The organism is Acinetobacter sp. F9, assembly GCF_019195275.1.
Lineage (GTDB): Bacteria > Pseudomonadota > Gammaproteobacteria > Pseudomonadales > Moraxellaceae > Acinetobacter > Acinetobacter pseudolwoffii.
In genome coordinates this window covers 1175324-1198473 of the sequence record NZ_CP078068.1, presented here as the reverse complement: position 1 = coordinate 1198473, position 23150 = coordinate 1175324, and the positions used below count along the sequence as shown (strand labels likewise).

General features: G+C 43.4%; 22 protein-coding genes. 16 read left to right on the top strand and 6 right to left on the bottom strand.

The features are described 5' to 3' along the window. Positions 1-58: 58 nt before the first annotated feature. A complete protein-coding gene (locus tag KT990_RS05805) occupies positions 59-1276 on the top strand; it encodes a multidrug effflux MFS transporter (RefSeq protein WP_180101340.1) in 1218 nt (405 codons plus the stop codon). 79 nt (positions 1277-1355) lie between these two features. Here KT990_RS05805 and KT990_RS05800 read toward each other — a convergent pair whose 3' ends face one another. Then, complete coding sequence (locus KT990_RS05800; protein WP_005097826.1) at positions 1356-2063, bottom strand: nitroreductase; 708 nt, start codon at positions 2061-2063, stop codon at positions 1356-1358. A 913-nt stretch (positions 2064-2976) separates the two neighbouring features. Here KT990_RS05800 and gltS point away from each other — a divergent pair. After that, positions 2977-4215: a sodium/glutamate symporter gene (gene gltS / locus KT990_RS05795; RefSeq protein WP_218209294.1), complete on the top strand. Its 1239-nt coding sequence runs from the start codon at positions 2977-2979 to the stop codon at positions 4213-4215. A gap of 43 nt (positions 4216-4258) precedes the next feature. Then, positions 4259-5734 carry an alanine/glycine:cation symporter family protein gene (locus KT990_RS05790; RefSeq protein WP_071850767.1) on the top strand — a complete coding sequence of 492 codons (1476 nt, stop codon included), beginning with the start codon at positions 4259-4261 and terminating at the stop codon, positions 5732-5734. A gap of 54 nt (positions 5735-5788) precedes the next feature. Here KT990_RS05790 and chrA read toward each other — a convergent pair whose 3' ends face one another. Further along, positions 5789-6994 (bottom strand): chromate efflux transporter, encoded by a 1206-nt coding sequence (gene chrA, locus KT990_RS05785; protein WP_218209293.1) that lies wholly within the window; start codon positions 6992-6994, stop codon positions 5789-5791. A gap of 124 nt (positions 6995-7118) precedes the next feature. Between chrA and KT990_RS05780 the strand changes: the two genes are divergently transcribed. The 7 genes from KT990_RS05780 to KT990_RS05750 all read left to right on the top strand — a co-directional run bounded on the left by KT990_RS05780 (position 7119) and on the right by KT990_RS05750 (position 13405). Beyond that, on the top strand, positions 7119-8123 hold the full coding sequence (locus tag KT990_RS05780; protein ID WP_218209292.1) for a patatin-like phospholipase family protein: 1005 nt from the start codon (positions 7119-7121) through the stop codon (positions 8121-8123). A gap of 345 nt (positions 8124-8468) precedes the next feature. Then, positions 8469-8645, top strand: coding sequence for a hypothetical protein (locus KT990_RS05775; protein ID WP_005097818.1), 177 nt, complete (start codon positions 8469-8471; stop codon positions 8643-8645). A gap of 289 nt (positions 8646-8934) precedes the next feature. Beyond that, positions 8935-9456 (top strand): acyl-CoA thioesterase, encoded by a 522-nt coding sequence (locus KT990_RS05770; RefSeq protein ID WP_004280680.1) that lies wholly within the window; start codon positions 8935-8937, stop codon positions 9454-9456. A 511-nt stretch (positions 9457-9967) separates the two neighbouring features. Continuing rightward, positions 9968-10531 carry a TetR/AcrR family transcriptional regulator gene (locus KT990_RS05765; RefSeq protein ID WP_005169748.1) on the top strand — a complete coding sequence of 188 codons (564 nt, stop codon included), beginning with the start codon at positions 9968-9970 and terminating at the stop codon, positions 10529-10531. Positions 10532-10562: 31 nt separating this feature from the next. Next, the gene (locus KT990_RS05760) at positions 10563-11762 is read left to right on the top strand and encodes an MFS transporter (RefSeq protein WP_218209291.1); all 1200 of its coding nucleotides are present in this window, start codon (positions 10563-10565) and stop codon (positions 11760-11762) included. Between the two features lies 1 nt (position 11763). Beyond that, positions 11764-12657, top strand: coding sequence for a LysR substrate-binding domain-containing protein (locus KT990_RS05755; RefSeq protein ID WP_005097811.1), 894 nt, complete (start codon positions 11764-11766; stop codon positions 12655-12657). A gap of 133 nt (positions 12658-12790) precedes the next feature. After that, positions 12791-13405: a glutathione S-transferase family protein gene (locus KT990_RS05750; protein ID WP_180078251.1), complete on the top strand. Its 615-nt coding sequence runs from the start codon at positions 12791-12793 to the stop codon at positions 13403-13405. A gap of 82 nt (positions 13406-13487) precedes the next feature. Here the strand turns inward: KT990_RS05750 and KT990_RS05745 are convergent, their stop codons facing one another. Beyond that, positions 13488-15092 (bottom strand): bifunctional 3-(3-hydroxy-phenyl)propionate/3-hydroxycinnamic acid hydroxylase, encoded by a 1605-nt coding sequence (locus KT990_RS05745; protein ID WP_218209290.1) that lies wholly within the window; start codon positions 15090-15092, stop codon positions 13488-13490. A 348-nt stretch (positions 15093-15440) separates the two neighbouring features. Beyond that, a complete protein-coding gene (locus KT990_RS05740) occupies positions 15441-15671 on the bottom strand; it encodes a hypothetical protein (protein ID WP_005097806.1) in 231 nt (76 codons plus the stop codon). Between the two features lie 390 nt (positions 15672-16061). Here KT990_RS05740 and KT990_RS05735 point away from each other — a divergent pair, with 390 nt between their 5' ends. The 5 genes from KT990_RS05735 to KT990_RS05715 all read left to right on the top strand — a co-directional run bounded on the left by KT990_RS05735 (position 16062) and on the right by KT990_RS05715 (position 20865). Further along, entirely contained in the window at positions 16062-17069 is a 1008-nt protein-coding gene (locus KT990_RS05735) for a CobW family GTP-binding protein (RefSeq protein WP_218209289.1), read from the top strand. 101 nt (positions 17070-17170) lie between these two features. Beyond that, complete coding sequence (locus tag KT990_RS05730) at positions 17171-17701, top strand: YaeQ family protein (protein ID WP_005097801.1); 531 nt, start codon at positions 17171-17173, stop codon at positions 17699-17701. An 85-nt stretch (positions 17702-17786) separates the two neighbouring features. Next, on the top strand, positions 17787-18410 hold the full coding sequence (locus tag KT990_RS05725) for an MgtC/SapB family protein (RefSeq protein WP_005097799.1): 624 nt from the start codon (positions 17787-17789) through the stop codon (positions 18408-18410). A gap of 84 nt (positions 18411-18494) precedes the next feature. Continuing rightward, a complete protein-coding gene (locus KT990_RS05720; RefSeq protein ID WP_005097798.1) occupies positions 18495-18833 on the top strand; it encodes an FKBP-type peptidyl-prolyl cis-trans isomerase in 339 nt (112 codons plus the stop codon). 229 nt (positions 18834-19062) lie between these two features. Then, positions 19063-20865: a diguanylate cyclase gene (locus tag KT990_RS05715; protein ID WP_218209288.1), complete on the top strand. Its 1803-nt coding sequence runs from the start codon at positions 19063-19065 to the stop codon at positions 20863-20865. On the opposite strand, the gene KT990_RS05710 is transcribed toward KT990_RS05715, so the two are convergent. Beyond that, positions 20862-21329 carry a GNAT family N-acetyltransferase gene (locus KT990_RS05710; protein WP_081273089.1) on the bottom strand — a complete coding sequence of 156 codons (468 nt, stop codon included), beginning with the start codon at positions 21327-21329 and terminating at the stop codon, positions 20862-20864. The genes KT990_RS05715 and KT990_RS05710 overlap by 4 nt on opposite strands. A gap of 371 nt (positions 21330-21700) precedes the next feature. On the opposite strand from KT990_RS05710, the gene KT990_RS05705 reads away from it, so the two are divergent. Beyond that, on the top strand, positions 21701-22186 hold the full coding sequence (locus KT990_RS05705) for a hypothetical protein (protein WP_005097792.1): 486 nt from the start codon (positions 21701-21703) through the stop codon (positions 22184-22186). Positions 22187-22239: 53 nt separating this feature from the next. Here KT990_RS05705 and KT990_RS05700 read toward each other — a convergent pair whose 3' ends face one another. Further along, entirely contained in the window at positions 22240-23124 is an 885-nt protein-coding gene (locus tag KT990_RS05700; protein ID WP_180049588.1) for an alpha/beta fold hydrolase, read from the bottom strand. Positions 23125-23150 lie beyond the last annotated feature (26 nt).

Below are 23150 nucleotides of genomic sequence, written 5' to 3'. Positions count from 1 at the left end.
AGTTAAATCATACTATGCACTGTGTTAACTTGTCTGCATATTAGCGCTTTAAATCTTCATGCTTATGCCATCGAATAAAATCGTACAACCACCTTATGCCATGTCCTGGATTGTTTTGCTAGCGGCACTGAGTGCGCTCGGACCTTTATCCATTGATATGTATCTTTCTGCCTTGCCGGCGATGGCAGCAGATTTTGGCGTCAGTACCCAAATGGTCTCGAATAGCTTGCCGGCTTACTTCTTCGGTCTGGCTGTGGGGCAACTGATTTATGGGCCGATCAGTGACCGGATTGGGCGTAAACCACCGCTGTATTTTGGGCTGTGTTTATACATTGTGGCAAGTCTGCTGTGTGTGTTTGCACAGGATGAATGGAGTCTGATCGCTGCACGGATTCTGCAGGCCTTGGGTGGTTGTGTCGGGGTGGTCATGGCCCGTGCGGCCATTCGTGATCGTCTGGATATGCATTCAGCAGCTCAGGCTTTTGCCAGCATGATGATTGTGACCGCGATTGCACCCATTCTCGCGCCGAGTCTGGGGGCCTGGGTGTTGATGTTTTATGAATGGAATGTGATTTTTTTGGTGCTGATGGGCTGCGGTCTGCTGAGTCTGGCCTGTGTACATTTTCTCTTTAAAGAAACTCTGGAACCAGAACGCCGTCTCAAGCTGAACGTTCAACAGGTTCTAAGTTTGTACCGTAGCATTTTTCAGGATCAAAGCTTTCGACATCCGCTTTATGCCGGCTGTTTTTCCAGTGCGGTGATGTTCTGTTATATCAGTGCATCTTCGGCCATTTTGATGGATCGTTATCAACTGACTGAGCAGCAGTTTGCCTATGCCTTTGGTGCCAATGCCGTCGGGATCATGTTATTTTCGACCTTGAATAAACGTCTGGCCGGACGTTTCTCGATATTGCAACGCCTTAAAATCGGCATTGTTCTACAGTTAGTGGGCGTTTTATTTTTAGTATTGCTTGGCTATCTGGATGTAGATTCTATTGCATTGGTCTTGCTGGGCATGTTTGTCGTGGTGGCGTCGATCGGTTTTACTGGCCCGAATGCTATGGCATTGGCTATGGCGAAGCAGGGTGCACGTGCAGGAACTGCTAGCGCGATTATGGGCAGTATGCAATTTGTCTGTGGCTTATTGGGCGGGCTTTTACTAAATTTTCTGGTTTGGAATGCTTTATTAAATATGGCATTGATTATGCTGGTTTTTGTTTGTATTGCCGTCTGGGCAATTTGTCAACTTGAGCTGCCAGTATTCAAACATGAATAAATGCCTGATCTGGCTCTGGCCAGATAAAATCTAAAGATCTGAAAATAAGGCCAAGTCGATAGACTCAGCCTTGATTCAATCACTCATCAATAAATACAGCGAATTCTTCTACCGGGACACGCGGCGTAATAAAGCTGTTAATGATCTGCTCTGGATCGGCATAGCCCAAGGCCATGCCACAGACCAGTTCTTCATGTTCAGGTGCACCGACCAGATCGAGTACGATGGGATGGAAATGATTCCAGGCGGCCTGCGGGCAAGTATCCAGACCGCGGGCTTTTGCTGCAATCATGACATTCTGGATCATCATCGAAATATCCATTTTCGAACCAATGGCCAAAGAGCGATGTACGGTAAAAAACAGTCCCACCGGTGCATCAAATAATTCAAAATTACGCAGCTGCTGCCGTGCCATTTTTTCTTTTTCGCCTTTTTGAATATTCAGCAAACCATATAAGCCCCAACCATTTTCACGACGACGTTCAATAAACGGCGAGAGCCATTGTTCAGGATAATAGGCAAAGGTTTCTTGGTATTGTTCCGCCAGCTCGGGATTGGCATAGATTTGCATTTGGGCCTGACAGACGCGTTCTACCAGTTCATCGCGTTTTTTACCTGTCACAACATAGACTTTCCAAGGTTGGGTATTGGTGCCCGAAGGTGCGCGGCTGGCCACAGTTAAAATCTGTTTCAAGATGTCTGTACTGACCGGCGTATTTAAAAAAGCGCGCACCGAATGGCGAGAGGTGATCGTTTGATCTACAGCATGAACAAGTTTTTGATCCATTTTGATGTCCAATCGAATATCCATATGAAGTTTTGAATGACTATAAACTAAACAAACAGTAGGGTGGACAGAAAAATTAAATCCTTGGCCCGAATGGAAAAAGTATTTATCAGTGAAACAAAAGATTGATATCTAGCTTGATGTTTTAAATAGCCTCAGTCAAATAGCTAGGGCATTGGTTAAAAAGCTTTGATGAAATTAAAAATTAGCTTAAAACTCGGATGCTTGAGCCATTTGAGCATAACAATTGCCTGCACAGATGAAGTGGATTGGGATAGAAAACCATGTTAATTTCATTGAAATTTCTTGGTTTGATAAAGTTTTAAGTAAGAGATTAATATTTTTTTTCGATAACTAGAGAGTTTGACCCTCATCTAAAAACCCTAGACTAATAATTATTTTTTATAGATTGATTAACTATTCTTAATAAAAAACAATAAAACTTTATACAAAGAAACAGCATAATATGCAGCTTTTCATCTTAATCCATGCGCTTTGGGAAAATTCAAGGTCGGCATGCACAAGATTTATTTTAAATAACGCTATTCCAAGTGGCTTGAATTAAGCTAGTCAGGTTAAAAGCGCTCACTAAACCTTGGTGTTTTTTGAGAAGTAGAACACAGTCTTATAGATCTGACTCTCCTGTTAAATTTGTATGCTTATACCATTCATTGACAGCAATAGAGCTTAAATCAAAGCTGTATTTTGGCTTTTATAAATCTCTCATTTGTTGAATATGATCGTGATGATGATATTCATAAGTTTGAAAGAGATGGTGGATCATTTTGTTATTTTAAAAGCATTAGATGAGGTCAGAATATTTTAGGTCGAAATCGATGAGAGATCTAAAGCTCGGTATCTCTGCATCACTTTTAGAATGATAAAAAATCAACATTATCTTGGGCAAAAAATTATGGATTTTACTTTTAACGCATTTTATACCTTGATTGCCGCAGTTATTGTTTTGTTACTCGGCCGATTCCTGGTTAATAAAATCGATTTTTTAAAGCGCTACAATATTCCTGAGCCGGTCGCGGGCGGTTTGGTTGCGGCGATCATCTCATTGCTGGTGCATTCATTGTGGGGATATAGCATCACCACCAGTGCAGAATTACAAACCAGCTTTATGCTGATTTTCTTTGCTTCGATTGGTCTGAGTGCCAACTTTTCCAAGTTGCGTGAAGGCGGGATCGGTCTGGTTATTTTCCTGTTTGCTGTTTCGGCTTTCATTATTTTGCAAAATGCAGTCGGCATGAGTCTGGCCACCTTGCTCGGTATTGACCCATTGATTGGCCTGATTGCAGGCTCAGTTACCTTAACCGGTGGTCATGGTACCGCGGGGGCATGGGGGGAAATTTTTGAAGTTGAACATGGTATTCAAGGTGCGCTGGCACTAGGTATGGCCAGTGCGACTTTTGGATTGATTATCGGCGGTATTATTGGCGGACCTTTGGCCAAGTTGCTGATCAACCGTTATAACCTGGCGACTGCACGTACCGATCAGCAGATCGAAAAGCGTGACAATACGCCAATGGACAGCACCACCAGCGAATATGTACCGTTTGAATATCCGCATCAGGTGCGTTTAATTACCGCTGATAATGCAATCACGACCTTGGGCCTGTTTGCAGGCTGTTTGGCTTTTGCAGAGTTTATGACGGGTTTCAGTAAAGGTACAGCATTTGAACTGCCAACATTCGTGTGGGCATTGGCGGGTGGTGTCATCCTGCGTAATGTACTGGAAGGTATTTTCAAAGTTCAGATTTTCGATCGTGCGATTGATGTGTTCGGTAATGCTTCATTGTCGCTGTACTTGGCGATGGCATTGTTGTCATTGAAATTATGGCAATTGGCTGACCTTGCAGGACCACTGATGGTAATTCTGGGTGCACAGACTATCACCATGGCTTTGTATGCCGGTTTTGTAACTTTCCGCCTGATGGGCAAGAACTATGATGCTGCGGTACTTGCAGCGGGTCACTGTGGTTTTGGTATGGGTGCAACACCGACAGCGGTTGCCAATATGCAGGCGATTACCAATATGTATGGTGCATCACATAAGGCCTTCCTGATCGTTCCATTATGTGGCGCGTTCTTTGTTGACCTAATCAATGCCACTGTTATTCAAATGATCTTGAAGTTCTTTGTATAATTTAGACCTGATACGATGAGTCATAAGCTCATAAGGATGTGACATGAATGATCAGTTAAATGAAACATTGCTTGGCTGGATTAATGCCGTGAATGGTCCTTTGTGGGACTTTCTGGTGGTGTTTCTGGTCGCAGTTGGTATTTTCTATACAATCATGACCGGTGCAGTACAAATTCGTTTGTTCTGGCACAGCATGAAAGTCATGAAAGGCAGCCGTGGCAAGGTTCAGGATGCGCACGGCATTACCCCGTTTCAGGCCTTTGTCACTGGTCTTGCAAGCCGGGTCGGGGTGGGTAATGTCGCCGGTGTGGCCATTGCCATTGCGATTGGCGGACCGGGCGCGGTGTTCTGGATGTGGGTTACTGCATTTCTGGGTATGAGCTCTGCTTTGGTGGAATCCTCATTGGCGCAATTGTTTAAGGTGCGCGATCATAAAAACCAGCAATTCCGTGGTGGCCCCGCGTATTACATTACTCAGGGTCTAAAACAGAAATGGCTCGGGATTGTCTTTGCAATTGCATTGATCACGACCTATGGTTTTGTGTTTAATGCGGTTCAGGCCAATGCCATTACCGGTGCAACATCACACGCATGGGGCTGGGATCAGGCCAATATCATTTTGCCTTTAGGCGGATTGGATTTTGAAGTTTCCTGGATTGGGCTAGTCTTAGTATTGATTACAGCTACAATCATTTTTGGCGGTATTAAACGTATCGCCAAAGTGGCAGAAAAGGTAGTGCCCTTTATGGCGCTACTGTATCTGGCGGTGGCTTTATATATTGCGGTTATCAATTACGATCTGCTCCCATCCATCTTCCAGCTTATTTTCAGTAAAGCCTTTGAATTTGAAGCCGCTGCTGGTGGTTTCTTTGGTGCCATGGTGTCTATGGCCATGATGATGGGGATCAAGCGTGGTCTGTTCTCTAACGAGGCCGGGATGGGTTCGGCACCGAATGCTGCTGCAGCCTCGGATGTCAAACATCCAGTCAACCAGGGTCTGGTACAGATGCTCGGAGTATTTGTAGATACCTTTGTGGTGTGTTCATGTACCGCGATTATTATTCTGGTTTCGGGTCTGTATGAAAATGCAGGCTTTGAAGGCGTGACCTTGACCCAGATGGCACTCGAAAGCCAGATTGGTGCCTGGGGTGATGACTTCCTGGCTTTGATTCTGTTCCTGTTTGCCTATTCTTCGATTATTGGTAACTATGCCTATGCCGAAGGAAACGTCCAGTTCATCAATAACAATAGCCGGGTTATGTTGATTTTCCGTTTATTTGTATTGGTGATGGTGTATTTCGGTTCCATCGCCAGCGTGCCATTGATCTGGAATATGGCGGATCTGTTCATGGGTGTGATGGCAAGTATCAACTTGATTGCGATCCTGTTGCTGATGCCATTCCTGCTGATGCTACTCAAAGATTATACCGGTCAGTTGAAGCGCGGTGTGAAAGAGCCTGAATTTAAACTGGATAACCATCCTAAATTTAAAGACAAGGTTAAATCAGATATCTGGTAAGACTTGAAATAAAAAGCCCCGATCATTCGGGGCTTTTTTGTGCCAATGTTTTATTTAGAAGAAATTTAAATAACTTTGATAAAGCACGAAGCCGAAAATCAGGCTGAACCAGACCGGTAATTTTGAACGTAGCAGGGCAATCATCACCGCGACAAAGACCAGGTCGGAGCCATAACTAAAATAGCGTTGTGAAAGATCCAGCAATAAATACAGTAACAGACCCACCACCGCAGCATTGATGCCCATCACCGCCTGATGAATATGGCGCTGCTGCATCAACCATGACCAGTAGGGCAAGGTGGCAAAGATCAGGAAAAATGAAGGTAAAAAGATTGCACAGGTCGCTAAAACTGCATTCAGCCAGACATAAGGCGTCCAAGGCAGCAAGGCCCCGATATAACTGGCAAAACTGAACAAAGGTCCTGGCATGAGCTGGACAAATGCATAGCCAAGATCAAAAGATTGTGCACTCACCAAACCGGTTGTGACAAAGTCCTGATGCAACAAAGGTAAAATCACATGACCGCCACCAAACACCAGCGAGCCAGTCTGATAGAAATTGGCAAAAAATTGCAGGTCTGATTCACCCCATAATTTCCCCGCTAAGGGGAGTAGAATAAACGGCAAGATAAATGCCAGTAACCAATAGGGTGCAGCGGCAGATCGAATATAAGGCGAGCTGATTGCCGTTTTGTTAATTTCTTTGGGTTTCGAATCTGATTGAGAAAAATGTCCAGCCAAGAGTCCACAGATTGCGCCCAGCATAATCACCAGAATTTGGTTAAAACTCGCTGAAACCACCATCAGTAATACTGCTGAGAGTATTAAGACCGCATATTGCCAGGCCGTTTTACAGAAGCTTCTCAGCATTTGCCAGAATGCCCAAGCGATTACAGAAAATACAATTAGCTGGATGGTATGAAAGCTGTTTGAGTTTAAAATATGAAAATAGCTTTGACCCAATAACGCTACCAAGCCCATCAGAATCATTGAGGGCAGGGTAAAACCCAGCCATGCGATCACGGCACCAGTATAGCCCCGTTGTAGATAACCGATCGAAAGCCCCACCTGACTGCTGCTCGGCCCGGGTAAAAGTTGCGCCAAAGCGACCAGTTGACTGTACTGGGTGTCATTCAGCCATTGCAGTTGCATCACAAATTTTCGGTGAAAAAACACCAAATGTGCTGCCGGACCGCCAAATGAAATGCAGCCCAGTTGCAGAAAAATCAGGAAAATCCGGTACAGTGAGATTGAAGGCATACTGTTATGGGGAAAAATGAAGATAAAGTAGCTGAACTGTATGACAGTTTTACGAAATTCTACAGACTATTTATGCATGTGTTTATACACTATGCTGCTTTAGATTAATGAGGACATTCTCTGCATGCAGAAATATGTGTTGAGTATGGTGATACTGGGTACATTTGGCCTAAGTGCTTGCCAAACGACTCCAATGACAGCCCAAGCGGCAACCAGTCATTTGCAACCTGCTGCACAACACGGAGAAGCTCAGGCACGTCTGAATCAAATTGATTTTCAAAAGATCAAGCAAACCCAACAGCGTCCCGTAGTTGCTTTAGTCCTAGGCAGTGGTGGTGCGCGTGGCTATGCGCATATTGGTGCGCTGGAAGTACTAGAGCAGGCGGGTATTCAACCAGATTTTATTGTCGGAACCAGTGCCGGTAGTATCGTTGGATCTATTTATGCCAGTGGTAAACCGGCGATTGAACTGCGCAATATTGCTCTCAGCATGCGACCGAATGATGTCCGTGATATCAAACTGGCCAGAAAAGGATTTTTTGATGGCAAGAAAGTTGAAGATTATGTCAATTTGCAGGTCGATCAAACTCCACTAGAAGCCATGAAAATCCCGATGTTTGTGGTGGCCACAGCACTAAAAGAAGGCAAGAAAGTCGTTTTTAATTATGGCAATACTGGACAGGCAGTACGTGCTTCAGTGTCGATTCCGAGTATGTTTATTCCAACAATAATTGAAGAAAAAGAATATGTCGATGGCGGGCTGGTCAGCCCGGTACCGGTGAATGTGGCACGTGAGCTGGGAGCAGATATTGTGATTGCGGTTGATATTCTGGCACAGCCTATTCATACGGAAACCAGTAATGTCTGGGGACTGTTTAACCAGAATATTAATATTATGCAGCAACACTTGGCACAAGAAGAATTAAAGCATGCCGATGTGGTGATCCAGCCCGATTTACGGGAAAAAGGACATATCTTTGATGTACGTGGCAGAGAATTAACCATGCAGGCCGGCATTGATGCTGCACAGTTAAAACTGATGGATATTTCTCTCGCTTATCAAAAATATAATTATGCTCGCGGCCATCATATTCCGCTCTTTGTGGCTCAGGAACAGCAGCAGCCCTAAAGCATATTGCGGTTAAATTTTTTTGTTCATTTTTTATGAGATCGAACCAGGTAGGCAAAGCTATTGCATCCCTATGCTTTCCAGATTCTGATCTTAACACTGGCTGATCGTTATAAAAGATTAAATCATTGTTTCTGCATATGAATTGGCCAGAATTTTCAGGAGAGATAAACTTTATTTTGACTATAAGTTGTTGAATTATAAATTATATTTTTTTTGGAATAAGTGTTGCTTTTCTAAGTCGAAATTTTAATATTATTATTCCTATACTTAAGTTGATCAAATATTTAAATATTGTTCATGACAGAATGTGCTTTGAAAGATTAATGAATAGATGTAACGACAATGAATCAGATTAAAATTGGACATCAGGTCAAGTTGGCGCAATTTGAACACTATATTTTTACAGTGACAGCTGCACATCCGGATGGTTCTTTCACGGTCACTACCACACTGGATGGTCAGCAAATTCTCAGCTATGAAAATGTCGCCCAGGAAATGTTAAAACCACTCATGCGCTAAATCAGTAATGATTTATCCAACATCTTGAATTATTTTTTGCAAAATGAGAGCGGCCCGAAAAAAACTTGAGCTGGGTAAGCAGATGCTTTGGATCAATAAGTGTTTATTTGTTTGGAACTTAGCTTCTTGCTGAGCCTTGAGATCTGTTAAATATATTTTTTTCTGTATGAGTGCAGTTTCTATATCAATAATTATGATGCTTCATTTGCCGAATTGAACATTTTATTCATGTTAAAAACGCTATAATAATAAGCGATAACCTTGTCATTCAAAGAGTTCAAAGAAAACGATGGCCCCTTTAGATCAAATTGCAGCAGTGTCAGATGACCAGTCAGAGTTAACGATGTCAGTTCTCATGACGCCAGATATGGCAAATTTTTCAGGAAATGTTCATGGTGGAACCATTCTGAAATTACTGGATCAGGTGGCGTATGCATGTGCGAGTCGCTATTCGGGCAGTTATGTCGTGACCTTATCGGTAGACAAGGTGAACTTTAAGGAACCAATTCATGTGGGTGAGCTGGTAACTTTCTTGGCCAGTGTCAACCATGTTGGTCGCACCTCGATGGAAATCGGGATTCGTGTAGAAGCGCAGAATATTCAAAAAAGAACGGTACGCCATACCAATAGCTGTTATTTCACTATGGTGGCCGTAGATGAAAATGGCAAACCGAAACAGATTCCGGCTTTGAACCTGGACAATGACTGGAAACGTTGCCGTTTTGAAGCAGCCGAACAGCGTAAAGTCGCGCGTTTGCAAGAGAATCATCATCCTTCATGCAGTATTTATAAAAAGACTGCACAGAGTTAAGCGGTGATTTAAAAACATCTTCATAAGAGTAATGCCAGTCAGTTAACCAATTGACTGGCATTTTCTTTTTTAAATTGAGGATTATATGTGATAGGTGGAAAAGTCATCCGCAACTGTTTGAGGCATGGGGTGTATTGCACCGCAAGATTAAAAAAATGATGGTCTCCATGACAAATTGACGAGTCGAGGGTGGCTGACGAGTTTTGCGGTGAGGAATATGACTGCAAGATGCCTTCCTTGCGAAGTTCCGCTGCTCATTTGAATGAAACCAAAGTAACAAATGATATTGAAAATATTTGATTTAAAACCTTCAGACTCCATCATGAACGACTAAGCAGTTAAAGCGTCTATTTTTAAATTCTTTAACTGATCAGCATTACTTTATAAGAGAGTCTTTTTACTTTAATTTCAGTTTATGTCTGGAGTTTTATCGTTTTTTGCTCTAACATAAAACGATACGTATCGTATCGTATCGTATCGTATCGATTGTGTTTGAAGATAAGTAGACTTTATGAATCATGACGAAAAAAGCTCACGACGACAGCAATGTATTTTGCAAGCGGTTGCCGATGCATTGGCAGAGGGAGAGTATCATCAACTGACTATTGAGGCTGTTGCAGCACGAGCTGGGGTGGGAAAATCTACGATTTATCGCTGGTGGAAGCATAAATCGGAGCTGGTGCTAGATACCTTCAAACAACATACGGTCTCAGTCTTTGAGCCTGATCCTGCAAATGACCTGAAAAGTAATCTGATTCGACAGCTAAGCTTGTTGTCTCAGGCGCTCAACCATCCGATTGGTCGGGCTTTACTGGTGGTAATCGCCAATCATCGTGAACTGGCCGGTGAATTCTTTCAGCAATATTTATTGCCGCGTCGACAGCAGACTCATCAACTGATTCAGCAAGCGATTGAGCGTGGCGAGATTCGCGCGGATTATCCTTTTGATTTAATGCTGGACAGTTTGTACGGCCCGATCCATTACCAGATTATTTTTTTCAATCGTATGCCGGATGAAAATTACATCCGGGCGCTGGTTGGGTTAGTGCTGCATCCTGTTGTAATTCAAGCCTGAGCCTGGTCTATTTTTCTTAAAGTTGGTTTTTATGTCTCTCAGCCCCGAGCGTTTATGGAATCGCTCATTTATCCTGTGCTTATTCAATAACTTTTTTCTGTTTGTTTATTATTTTGCCTTACTGACCATCTTGCCGATTTACATCATGAAAGATTTAGGGGGCTCAGTCAAAGAAGCGGGTCTGGCACTGACCTTGTTTCTGGCATCATCAATTGCAGTTCGGCCTTTTTCCGGCATGATCATCGAAAAACTGGGCAAGAAAATCTCGATGCGCGGTGCAGGCGTGATTTTTGCGCTGTTTGCCTTTGGCTATTTGCTCATTGATAGCTTGTGGTCACTGTTGCTGGTGCGATTTCTACATGGCATTTGGTTCAGTATTTTGACCACGGTGGCGGTTCCGGTGGCCAATGAATTTATTCCAGAACAGCGTAAAGGCGAGGGCATGGGCTATTTTGTCATGTCGACCAATCTGGGGGTGGTATTTGGCCCATTGCTGGCCTTGACCGTCATTCAATTCACCAGCTTTAAAAGCTTATTTGGGATTCTGGCTATTATTATTTCTCTGGGACTGATTTTCTGCTGGATGCTGAAAATTACCGAACTGCCAAAATCAAGGCGGATCGGCACAGAAAAAACCAAATTGAGTCTACAAGATATATTGGAAGTCAAAGTCCTGGCGGTAAGCTGTGTGGCGTTGCTGACGGCATTTGCTTATTCGGGCATCATGAGTTTTATCACGGCATTTAGTGAAAGCAAGCAGCTTTTGGCTTATACCAGTGTCTTTTTTATTGTATTTGCGGCTTCGATGCTGTTGGTACGGCCGTGGGTCGGGAAAATCTATGATCGTAAGGGACCAAGTGCTGTCATTTATCCTTCCTTTATTTTCTTTGCGATTGGCCTAGTCATGGTGAGTCTGATATCCAATCAATGGACGCTCTGGTTATCAGCAGTCTTTGTGGGGATCGGTTATGGTTCATTATTTCCATGTCTGCAGACACTCGCAATTCAATCTGTCGATAAGCAGCGTATGGGACATGCGATTTCAACCTTCTTTACCCTGTTTGATCTGGGTTTGGCGGTAGGTTCTGTGGTGATGGGCCTATTGATCGCCTTTTGGGGCTTTGAAGCGATGTATGTGTCGAGTGCTGCACTCGTCATTGTGACGATATTGGTTTATCGTCAGTATGTGGCCAAAAGACCAACACACGCACCGGAAAATCAGGAAGCATAAAATGGAATTAAGACATTTACGTTATTTTGTCACTGTGGCCGAGGAACTGAATTTTACCCGGGCTGCGGAAAAATTGAATACTGTACAGCCTTCCTTAAGTCAGCAAATCAAGGATCTGGAGCGTGAGGTAGGCGTACAGTTACTGGAGCGAAATAACCGTAAGGTCAACCTGACCGAGGCCGGACAGGTTTTTTTAAAAGAAGCTTTGCTCAGTCTGGAACATGCAGAACGTGCGATCCACGCTGCCAGACAGATTGCCAATGCACATCAGGATCAGCTGAATATCGGATTTGTACCGGTTGCGGAAATGAAAGTCTTTCCCTATATCATGCCCAATATCCGCGCACATTTTCCTGAACTGAAAGCACTATTTCATAGTTTGACCGACGCTGAGCAGTTTAGTGCTTTAAGAAAAGGCCAGATCGATATTGCTTTTACCCGCTATCCGGGACAGTCGAGCGAGTTTGATTCGATCCGGATTTTTGATGAACCTTTAACCCTGATTGTGCCTAAAGATTCTCCGGTTGCGACCCTGCCACATGTCAGTATTAAGAGCTTTGAAAATCAGGATTTTGTCATTAGTGATGAACAGGCTTCACCACAATTGCATCGAATTATTCAAGACTTTTTTAAACAGTCCAAATTGAAGGTCAATGTGGTGCAGCATTCGACCAATATCCTGCTCAATGTCAATCTGGTCGGGATGGGCGTGGGCTGGAGTCTGGTGCCGGCCTATGTGATTCCATTACTCGGCGATAATATCGTGGTCAAAAAGACCCTTGAACCTTTGCCCATGATTGGGCTATATGCCAATTATCGTAAAGACCAAAAACATGTGGTGATTGATCTGATTTTAAAAGTCTTAAAAGAAAAGTTTTGTGTCGATCTTTTTTAAGATTTACATCTTTGGTCTGCCTATATTTTAAAAGCTGTGCGACAGAAATGATCTGTAGCACATCTGTGTAAATTGACACAGAAAACCGTTTTATACTGAAGCTCTAAAAATAAAAAATGGTTAAAGCAATATGATGAAGCTCTATAACAATCCGCAATCACGGGGCCTGACCCTGTTGCCCTTATTGAAAGAATTGCAGATTGAAGACCAGATTGAGCAGGTGGAAGTGTCCTATGAATATATGCATCAAGCTGAATATTTACAGATTAATCCGATGGGAAAAGTTCCCTGTCTGGTCGATCAGGAGATTGTCATTTCAGAAATGGCCGCCATTTTTATCTATCTGGCAGATAAGTATTCTGACCAAGGCTTGGCACCTGCTTTGGATGAACCCAAGCGTGGGGCATATTTAAAATGGATATTGTTCTGTCATGGGCCCTTCACCGAATATATCGATATAAAAAATTTGCAGGTCTCGCCAGAAAATATTGAACAGAACCGCAGAAGTTTAAGTTTCGGGAATGAAGCAGCCGTATTTGATTTTCTGAAACAGGGCATAAGCCAGGCCAATCCCTATTTGCTGGGTGAAGAATTTTCCGCAGCAGACTTATATGCGGCTTATTGTTTAGTCTTTGCGATCTCTGCAAAAATTTTACCGCCATTTGACGAGTTCAGACCCTATTTGCAGCAGATGGCCTCTCGTGATTCCCTGAAAGACATGCCGTGGTTTCAAGACTATCGAGTTTAGTTCATCGCTCTGTATCACTTGATCTGGATATCTCATCACAATAAAAAACCACGCCGAAGCGTGGTAAAAAATGACCTTAAAATTATTTCAGGTACAGTTTTTTAAACAGTTGCTGACTGGTGTTTTCCAGTGATTGTGGAATGGCCAGTGCGGCCACAAAACGGTCAGGACGCAAGATCACCACTGAATCGGAAGTATTGCCAAACCAGGAGCGAATTTCTGTGCCGCTATCACCAATGGTGATGACATCTTCAAACTGTTGGCGCTGGGTATTTTGTAACTGTACTGCCGGAATGACCTGAATAAATTTCACACCGAGGGTTTTCCACTGTTGCAGTGTCTCTGGACTCAGGCCCCATTTTGGATCGACACCCCAGGCAATAATGGCAAAATCATTGCCAATCACTTCATCCAGTAACACTGTTTCACCTGATGCAAGCTGAACTTGAGGCTGAATGAACATCTTGCCAATTGGAGAATTTTTGGCGCCGTTGCTCAAAAGCACACCATCATGATATTTCGGCATCGGTTTAAAGCGCATTTCCAGCAGGTACTGTTTGATCGGCTTGATATAGTTCAGGGCATAGGCGATACCGTCACGGACAAAACCTTGCCACTTTTTTGGTGGTGCCAATACATGACCGGCCATCACGGACAGATCAATCATGGCTTTGGCATGGTCTTTACGTTCAATCTGATAAGAATCTAAAAGTGCGGGGCCGGTTTTGCCTTGAACCACCAGTGCGACTTTCCAGGCCAGGTTAAAGGCATCCCGCATCCCGCTGTTATAACCCTGACCTTGCCATACCGGCATAATGTGCGCAGCATCACCTGCCAGTAAAATACGGTTTACCCGGAATTTGTCCGCAATACGGGCATTATGGGTATAAACACGCTGACGGATCACTTCGATGCCGTCGGTACTTGGAAGCACTTTGGCCAGTAATTTGGCAATATTTTCCGGTTTGCTGAGTTCTTCCTGAGTTTCACCCGGCATAACCATAAATTCAAAACGGCGAATTCCATGGGGCAATGCGGCGGATACATAAGGACGTACCGGATCACAACACAGGTAAATATGCGGTGTCGCAAGCGGATCATTTTCAAGATCGATCACGATCCATTGATTCGGCGCAGTTTCACCCTCAAAAGCAATGCCCAGATTGCGGCGTACATAAGAGTTACCGCCATCACAGGCAATCAGGTACTGGGCACGGACTGTTTCTGTATCCCCTTGTTCGTTTTGCAGGTTAAGCGTTACACCCTCGGCATCCTGACTAAACTGGGTCAATTGACGTGAGAACAGTACCTGCGTATTTTCATATTGTTTTAAGCTCTGAAGCAGAATCTGATCGACTTGTGGCTGAATAAAGGCATTACGGCGTGAAAATCCAAATTCACGGGTTAAAGGTTGAATATCTGCAAAACAGCGACCCTTAGGTGTTAAAAAGCGCATGGCATGATTGGGCGTGGTATGGGGCAAGACTTGATCGACCAAACCTAAGGATTGAATGGTACGCAAAGATTCATCATCGATCCCAATGGCACGTGGATAATCAATCAAACTATCGAGTTGCTCGACCATCGTGACGCTCACGCCTTGCTTGCTCAGATAGTTGGCAATGGTTAAGCCTACAGGCCCAGCGCCGAGGATTGCTACATCAGTGCTGTAATTGGTATTGCTCATAGTGAATGTCCATTCAATCGACTTGCATTTCAATCTATTAAGGGACAGTTCTGAGTTGTAAACAAGTTAGGCGATAGTAGTTGAGCTATATCAATAATATTAATTTTAAATAGATTTTTATTAATTAAATTATTGAATTTAAATGATAAAGTTAAAATAATTCAATAGTCATTCTCAATCCTGTGATCAGTTTTAACTATGATGGGCATTTAAATCTAGTCAACAAAAATGCTGAACCCGCGCAAAGCATGATTCAGCATCGATCAATATGAGGCAGTACAGGCTAAGCCTACTGGAGAAATACTGCCCTGATATTTTCTTTGATCATTTAACCCGTCGTTAAATCACTTAACGTGCTGCAGGTTGTGCAGGTGTTGCGCTTTCTGCAGCAGCTTCAGATGCAGCTGGTTGTTCTGCATTTGCGCCAGCAACCGGAGCATTTGACTCAGGCAATTCCTGGGTACTGACAATCACTTTTTCTTCAGTGTTTGTATTTGCGTTTGTTGTTTCAGTCGCGGCAAAGCTGGTGGCTGCAGCAGCAGTAAGCGTTGTTGCAAGTAAGATTTGTGCATATTTCATTTTTGGCATCCTTTATTTATGTCATGTAATTTGCCGAGCTGACCATCACATCAATTCGACAGGAGTTCATCCTAAGCACTGAAATTTTGATGAGCAAATCAATTAACAAAAGCGACACGGAGTGAATAACTCAGCATATACACAATGCAGAAAGTTGTTTAATTACTGTTAATTATGCAGTGTTCTATTTAATGAAAATGTATATGAATGTTTCAAAAAAGCTGAATTTTAAATATGAATAAACATCAAGACTCTCTATTTGAGATAATTCTATTAACTTATAAACTGATAGTTTCAAGTCGCCATTGAGCAAGAAAATGTCTCTAAAACCATGCTGTGCCCTATAATACAGGGCATGATCTTGTCTATTTAATCTCTTGAGAACCGATTTTGAAAATTCTGTCCGCAGCACAGCCGATTCCTGTCCATATCATTTCTGGATTTTTGGGGGCGGGTAAAACCACACTGCTTAAACATTTATTACAGCAGAAACCTGAACAGGAAATCTGGGCCGTACTGATGAATGAGTTCGGTCAGATCGGGGTGGATCAGCAGTTATTACCACAAGATTCAGGCTATGCGGTAAAGGAATTACTGGGTGGCTGCCTATGTTGTAGTAGTCAGTTGCCGATGCAGATTGCCTTGTCACGTTTACTGTCCGAAGTGAAACCGGATCGGCTGTTTATCGAGCCGACCGGATTGGGGCATCCCGGGCAACTCCTGGAACAGTTGACCGAACCGCATTGGCATAGCCATTTAAACATGCAGGCCTTGGTCACGGTGGTCGATGGTTCACGTTTGCATGACCGGGACTGGACTCAGCAAAACCTGTATGCAGACCAGCTTAAGGCTGCGCATATTGTGGTGATTTCCCATACAGATTTAATGACAGCCGAAGATCATGCTGCGCTTATGCAGCTTCAGGCGGAATATCAAGTCTATGCCCAGCAGTGGTTGTGCACAGAGCAGGGACAGCTGAGCATTGAGCAGATTAAACAGGATTATCAAGGTTCTGTACGTCAGCTCCAGCCTTTATTAAAACAGCAACAGATCAATCCTTCCCCAGAGGTACCCGTGCTGATTCAGCAGCTGCCTTATCATTATGTGGAAAGCGCGCAGGGCTATCAGGTTGCGGGCTGGAAGTTGCCGAAACGCTGGCAATTTCATTTTTATGATTTGCTCGACTTGCTGTGTGAACAAAAAGACTGGCTCAGAATCAAAGGAATTTTTAATACCGATCAGGGCTGGAAAAGCTTTAATTTCAATCCGGAGCAGTTTAATTATCAGTCGGTCGAGGCAGGTATTGATAACCGGGTCGAAGTGATTTATCAACAGTCACGCGATTGGCTGGAGTTTGAAAGCACGTTGATGCAATGCCGTATTGATCCGGAAAAATAATAGTACTGTTTCCAGTGCACTGAATGAGTTATTGACCTAAATCTGTTCAGCAAAATACTGCTAAATCTTATATGCTAGGCGCCAAATTTGAGGATTGTGTTATGGCGTTAAAAGCGACGATTTATAAGGTTGATTTGAATATTGCAGATATGGATACGCACCGTTATGCAGATTATCAGTTGACGATGGCGCTGCATCCTTCAGAAACCATTGAACGCCTGATGGTGCGTATTCTGGCGTATGCGCGTTATGCCGATGAAACGCTGGAATTTACCAAGGATCTGTTTGAAACCGATGAGCCGGCCTTGTGGGAAAAAGACCTCACTGGTCAATTGGTGAAATGGATTGAAGTCGGTAGCCCGGATGAAGATAAAGTCAAAAAAGCCAGTGCGCGTTGTAAGCAAGTGGCTGTGGTGACCTATGGTTCTGCGGTAGATGAATGGTATAAGCGCAGCAGCAAATTAAAGACGTTAAAGAATGTGGAGGTGTGGAAATTATCGACTACAACCACCGATGCATTGCCACAATTATGTGCACGCACCATGCAGTTACAGCTCAATGTGATGGATGGTGAATGGACTCTGATTGGCGATCAGGGGCAGGTGCTGGTCGAGTGGGAACAGTTACAATAAGGACGCATAAGGATGCACGTCTGGACTTGTATCCTGTCGCTTAAATTGCGTATACCTGAGGAATAAAAATACTCAGGGTTATGTCATGTACCATGAACTTTATGATTTACTGCTGGCCGTCGCGATCGGGGCCATTATTGGTGCAGAACGTGAATATCACAGTAAATCTGCCGGACTGCGTACCATGATCATGGTCAGTCTCAGCTCCTGTCTGTTTACTATCATTTCCCTGAAAATAGGCGTGGAAAATCCTGACCGGCTGGCGGCCAATGTCCTGACGGGGCTAGGCTTTTTAGGGGCAGGGGTCATTCTCAAAGATGAGAACCGTATTTCAGGAATTACCACGGCCACCACCATCTGGATGACCGCAGCACTGGGCATGGCAGCCGGTGCGGGTTATGAAATCCTGAGTATCTGGGCCACTTTAATGGTCATGGTGGTACTGGTTCTACTGATGTATGTACAGCGCGGGATCGAGTCGCTGAATCAGGAACGTAATTACGAAATTGTCTGTCCTTTTGAGAAACATGAGCTCAACCATTATGAATCGCTTTTCAAACAATATAAGCTAAAAGTAATGCATTCTTCACAGCGCAAGGTTGAGCAGCAGATTAGCGGAAGATGGGTGCTGATGGGATCGGCCAAAAACCATCAAAAACTCACCCTGCATTTACTCAATGATCAGAATATTCAGGAACTCAGCTTTTAATCCATCAAGGACTAAAGCCTAAAAAAATCAATCAATCCGGTTTATACTGGTTTTTGAATTTATGCCAATCTCAGGTAAATAAGCATGATTAACGAACTTGAAATTATTGATTTAAAAGTAGGCGAAGGGAAAGAGGCGGTAAAAGGCGCGCTGATTACCACACACTATACCGGCTGGCTAGAAGATGGAACCAAGTTTGATTCATCGATTGATCGCGGTAATTATTTTGAAACCGTGATCGGAACAGGCCGTGTGATCAAAGGTTGGGATCAGGGCATTTTGGGCATGAAAGTGGGCGGTAAACGTAAACTGCTAGTGCCGGCACATTTGGCCTATGGCGAACGTAAAATGGGCAAAGTGATTCCAGCCAATTCAGACCTGATTTTTGAAATTGAACTGTTTGATGTAAAAACACGTGATTAATTCATTGAAATAAGATTCCTTCAATATCATGAGTGAATGCTGATCGGGAGAAGTCTCAGTATTGGGGGCTTCTTCCGATAAACTACAAAAAAATATTTGAACTCCCTGATATTCCAAGTAGATTATAAGAAGAATAAAGCTCTTTTTCAGGAAACTACTGTCTTTGCAAAACGTGATAAGGAATGTCTATTTTGTAATGTGGGTTTGGGCCATAAGCTGGGGCATCTTGATGAGCACTTCAGTATCTGCCCAGATCGCTGCCACATCCCCCGGGGTGCAGCAGCAGTTCCGTGATCATATCTCTGAAATTCATTTTAGCGAACACAGCAGCAGCCCTTTGCAGGGGAAATGGTTATTTTATCCGAGCCAGTTTATTGTCCAGCCAAGTTCCGTACTGTTATCAAAAACAGTGGAATTACCGGCTTCCTTTAAAATACTGACCAACTCAAATATTGGTTATGGCACATTTATTAGTCATTATAAAATTCCCCAAGAATTTATCGGACGCCGGATTGCCATTCGGATTCCTGCTCAATATGGCGCTTATCGGGTCTATGTAAATGGCGAATTTATTGTCCGGCTTGGGCAAATCAGTAAAACACCTGAACAGCAGATCACTGAAAAAGCCCCCCGGATTGGCTATTTCGTTGCAGACAGTGAATACATTACCTTAAGCATTCAGGCCTCGAATTACACTCATTTGCATGGAGGGCTGGAACGCCCAATGCAGATTGGGGTCGCAGGTACAGTCAATCGTCAATTCCAGCAGTTGATGATGAGTATTGCCATGGCCTGTGGCGCAGTACTCGGGGTGGGTGTTTTCAATATCCTGTTTTCAATATTTCGAGGATCGAAAGAGCGTAATAGCAAAAGCATTTTTGTGTTTGGCTGTTTTATTATCTTTCTGGCCCTGCATAATATGTTTTCAGCGCCCTATGCCTATTCGGTATTTACCAATATCGACTGGTTATGGGGAACACGTTTAGAGTATCTGTTTACGTTTCTGGCGGTATTATTTTTCCTCAGTTATATGCATCTGTTTAATCAGCGCTATTTAAAACCGCTGATTTATTATATTGCGATCGTCTTATTGATTTTGAATATCAGTGTGACGCTATTTTCTACCCCCGAGTTATTTGAACGTCTTGCGCTCTATAGTGCGATTTATGGTCTGGTGATTATTGGGAATTTTATGTACGGGTTTTATCAGACCCTACGTGATAAGCAACCGTATTCACGCCTGAATCTGTTTGCCATTATTTTCTTGTGTCTGACATTTTTAAATGACTATCTCTTGCTGATTAATGTCATTCAAACCACACATTTGTCTTTCATTTCCACCAGTTTATATGCCTTGTTGATTATGTTTCAGCAGTCTAGACACTATGCGCATCAAACTTATCAGACAGAACAGCTAAATTTTAACCTCATCGAGCTCAACAGTTCGCTTGATCAAAAAGTCAAAGAACGTACCCAGCAACTGCATCAACTGAATGCCAAACTGGAACATCAGATGAAGATTGATGCGCTGACCGGTGCTTTTAACCGGCGTGCTTTAAATAGTGAAATCCAGCAGAAGTTTTTGCAAAGCCAGCAACATTCACATGCCACACTGCTTTTTGCCATGCTGGATGTTGATTATTTTAAAAATTATAATGATCATTATGGCCATTTAAAGGGTGATGAGATTCTACAAAACCTGGTTAAAGTGATTCAGTCCAGCTTGCCTCAATCGGGTTATCTGGCGCGTTATGGCGGGGAGGAATTTGCCATTCTGCTTGGTGATATACCGATTCAGGTTGCCCTGCAATATCTGGAACGTGTCATTCAGCAGATTCGGGAGCAACAATTTGAACATCTAAACCGGCCGGATGGCAAAGCCTGGATCACGGTCAGTGTGGGCGCGGCTTGGATAAGCCCACAACATCAATATGCCGATATTCATGCCTTGATGAAAGCTGCAGATGTACAGCTGTATCTGGCTAAACAGACCGGGCGTGATCAATTAAACTTTGAGCAGGGCGCGGATTAAAAAACGTATTTATACAGATATGATCCATCATCTTGTGAATGTGCAGGGCTGGAATCAAATCCACATCGCTGATAATAGCTGAGGGCTGTTTGAGTCGACTTGACTGCAATCTGATAGATTTTTTTCTCTACTAATGCTGCATGCATTTGATTAAATAATTCGGTGCCAAATCCAAGCCTCTGGCAATGTGGGGCGACATAATGCATCCGGATTTCTCCAGTATCACTGACCAATAAAAACCCGACTACTTTGTCGTGCACAAGGCAAACCCAACAATCGTTATAAAGCATATCGACAATCAGGCTGGCATGATCAAATTTTTCCAGCCAGCTTTGGATGCGACTGTCCTCACGTTGATGATCTAAAACACAAGATTGAATACTGTCATGAATCACCTGAATAATTTGAGGTATATCCTGAATCTTCCCTTCACGAATCACCATGTTATTCATTTTCTCGAACATTTACAGGAAGGCTTCATTGGAAGAGAAATGCAGGTTGAAACAAAATAACAATCTTGTAGTTTTTTGAGAGGATTTTCTTAAAAACCAGTAGGTGAAGATAACTTATGTTGCTGATCTGTCGGTTTTGTTTATCTGATTTTCTAGAATCAACGTTTCTCAGGAGCGGGTGCTCAAATTTACAGCAAGCTTTACTAGAATCGCCGTGCTTACTTTAAATCCCCATAAAATCGAGTCAAGGATGCCATCATAGAAATAGTGCAGGAGTTTGCACTGTCTAAAAAATAGACGTATGCTAGGTGTTAGGCCATTATTCAAATGAATATGAAGTGCTCGGTAATAAAAATAAAATCAGCCACACGAGATGATCTACTATGTTTAAATTGTTGCTCTTGCTGTGTATTTTTTTGCTGTTCAATGCTGCCTGGATCGTGGGGCGGAAAATTTATAAAACTCAGTCTTATCTCTCTGCGCAGCGTGCAGAAAAACCTGAACAAATTGCTAGTATTTCAGAACATGTCATGACCACGCATGAGGAACAGGTGCATCTGGTTGATGCTTATGAACTGGAACTGTTTGATGATGTTGCTCAGCTGTTTTTTCAGCGTCATGTAGCTATTCAGGACAGGGCACAGGCAGAGCAGTTACAGCAGGAAATCTTGCAAAAAATGCCCATGCAAAGCAGTACACAAATTCGTCAGATGGATTTAGGGGAGTGGTCGATTTTCTGGAATTTTTACCATCAGTCACTGGAATATTATGTCGGCCGCTATGGCGTGTTTTATACGCATGTCGACCGTTTTGGCCAAGAGCATCGTCAGGAAATTCGTACCGATCTTTTACGGCCAGATTGTGCTTGATCTCTCTGCTCAGGAAGCTTGTAAGTTTTGCAGGAGACGATAGGCGTTAAACATCAAGCTGCATATTTAAGCCGATGTAATTCGGAAAAGGTATTTAAGGCATCTTGCCAGATTTTTTCTGCCCCCTGACGGAAATAGCCCATATGACCAATGTCCTTTAAACCATAATCTTCAGCTTTAAGATCAATATAATGCACGTTTGCCTGACGGTAATATTGCATAAAAGCATGTCTGGAATTAGGCAGGGCCCAGGCATCATCGAGAGCAGCAACCGCATAAATCGGAGTACTTACCGCAGCATAACGTATGTGTAAGTCTTTCAAATCCGGATCGGCAAAGAAATAGGTCGGATATTTGCACCACTTACGCCACTGACGATAGACATCACGTGGCAAGTCTGCACCCATGTTAAATTTGCTCCATGGCAAATAGCCGGTGATTGCTACGAGTGGAGGGAAAACAATATTCCAGATCATCTGAACCTTGATTTTTTCCTTGAGCGGCATATAACCATGCCAGCCGGCGCCTGTGCCATAACAGTACATCGCTTCGATGCGGTCATGATGTTTGCACAGACCTAATGCCTGACCTCCATAGGAATGGCCAATCATATAAATATCCAGTCCTGTCCGGCCCAAATATTCAATTGCCGCACTTAGATCATATTCTCCCCAGTCCAGATAAGACATTTTAAAGCCTTTGAGCTGTTTCGGTGCGGAAGCGGCCACCCCTCGATAATCGAAGGTCAGCACCTGAAAACCGGCATGAGTTGCATATTCTGCAAAACGGCGATAAAACGCTTGCGGTACTCCCGTCGCACAGGCAACGACAATATTGGCCTTCGCCACAGACGGTGTACGGTAGAGTTTGCCACTTAAGCTATAACCATCTTCTGCCAGAAACTGGACACTTTCTACCTGCATTTTTCCCTGCACCATGAGTATATCCTTCGTTATATTGGATG

Bases quoted from the DNA above. Each gene is read 5' to 3' on its own strand.
- KT990_RS05805 (WP_180101340.1), top strand. From the start codon at position 59: ATGCTTATGCCATCGAATAAAATCGTACAACCACCTTATGCCATGTCC.
- KT990_RS05800 (WP_005097826.1), bottom strand. From the start codon at position 2,063: ATGGATCAAAAACTTGTTCATGCTGTAGATCAAACGATCACCTCTCGC.
- gltS (WP_218209294.1), top strand. From the start codon at position 2,977: ATGGATTTTACTTTTAACGCATTTTATACCTTGATTGCCGCAGTTATT.
- KT990_RS05790 (WP_071850767.1), top strand. From the start codon at position 4,259: ATGAATGATCAGTTAAATGAAACATTGCTTGGCTGGATTAATGCCGTG.
- chrA (WP_218209293.1), bottom strand. From the start codon at position 6,994: ATGCCTTCAATCTCACTGTACCGGATTTTCCTGATTTTTCTGCAACTG.
- KT990_RS05780 (WP_218209292.1), top strand. From the start codon at position 7,119: ATGCAGAAATATGTGTTGAGTATGGTGATACTGGGTACATTTGGCCTA.
- KT990_RS05775 (WP_005097818.1), top strand. From the start codon at position 8,469: ATGAATCAGATTAAAATTGGACATCAGGTCAAGTTGGCGCAATTTGAA.
- KT990_RS05770 (WP_004280680.1), top strand. From the start codon at position 8,935: ATGGCCCCTTTAGATCAAATTGCAGCAGTGTCAGATGACCAGTCAGAG.
- KT990_RS05765 (WP_005169748.1), top strand. From the start codon at position 9,968: ATGAATCATGACGAAAAAAGCTCACGACGACAGCAATGTATTTTGCAA.
- KT990_RS05760 (WP_218209291.1), top strand. From the start codon at position 10,563: ATGTCTCTCAGCCCCGAGCGTTTATGGAATCGCTCATTTATCCTGTGC.
- KT990_RS05755 (WP_005097811.1), top strand. From the start codon at position 11,764: ATGGAATTAAGACATTTACGTTATTTTGTCACTGTGGCCGAGGAACTG.
- KT990_RS05750 (WP_180078251.1), top strand. From the start codon at position 12,791: ATGAAGCTCTATAACAATCCGCAATCACGGGGCCTGACCCTGTTGCCC.
- KT990_RS05745 (WP_218209290.1), bottom strand. From the start codon at position 15,092: ATGAGCAATACCAATTACAGCACTGATGTAGCAATCCTCGGCGCTGGG.
- KT990_RS05740 (WP_005097806.1), bottom strand. From the start codon at position 15,671: ATGAAATATGCACAAATCTTACTTGCAACAACGCTTACTGCTGCTGCA.
- KT990_RS05730 (WP_005097801.1), top strand. From the start codon at position 17,171: ATGGCGTTAAAAGCGACGATTTATAAGGTTGATTTGAATATTGCAGAT.
- KT990_RS05725 (WP_005097799.1), top strand. From the start codon at position 17,787: ATGTACCATGAACTTTATGATTTACTGCTGGCCGTCGCGATCGGGGCC.
- KT990_RS05720 (WP_005097798.1), top strand. From the start codon at position 18,495: ATGATTAACGAACTTGAAATTATTGATTTAAAAGTAGGCGAAGGGAAA.
- KT990_RS05715 (WP_218209288.1), top strand. From the start codon at position 19,063: ATGAGCACTTCAGTATCTGCCCAGATCGCTGCCACATCCCCCGGGGTG.
- KT990_RS05710 (WP_081273089.1), bottom strand. From the start codon at position 21,329: ATGTTCGAGAAAATGAATAACATGGTGATTCGTGAAGGGAAGATTCAG.
- KT990_RS05705 (WP_005097792.1), top strand. From the start codon at position 21,701: ATGTTTAAATTGTTGCTCTTGCTGTGTATTTTTTTGCTGTTCAATGCT.
- KT990_RS05700 (WP_180049588.1), bottom strand. From the start codon at position 23,124: ATGGTGCAGGGAAAAATGCAGGTAGAAAGTGTCCAGTTTCTGGCAGAA.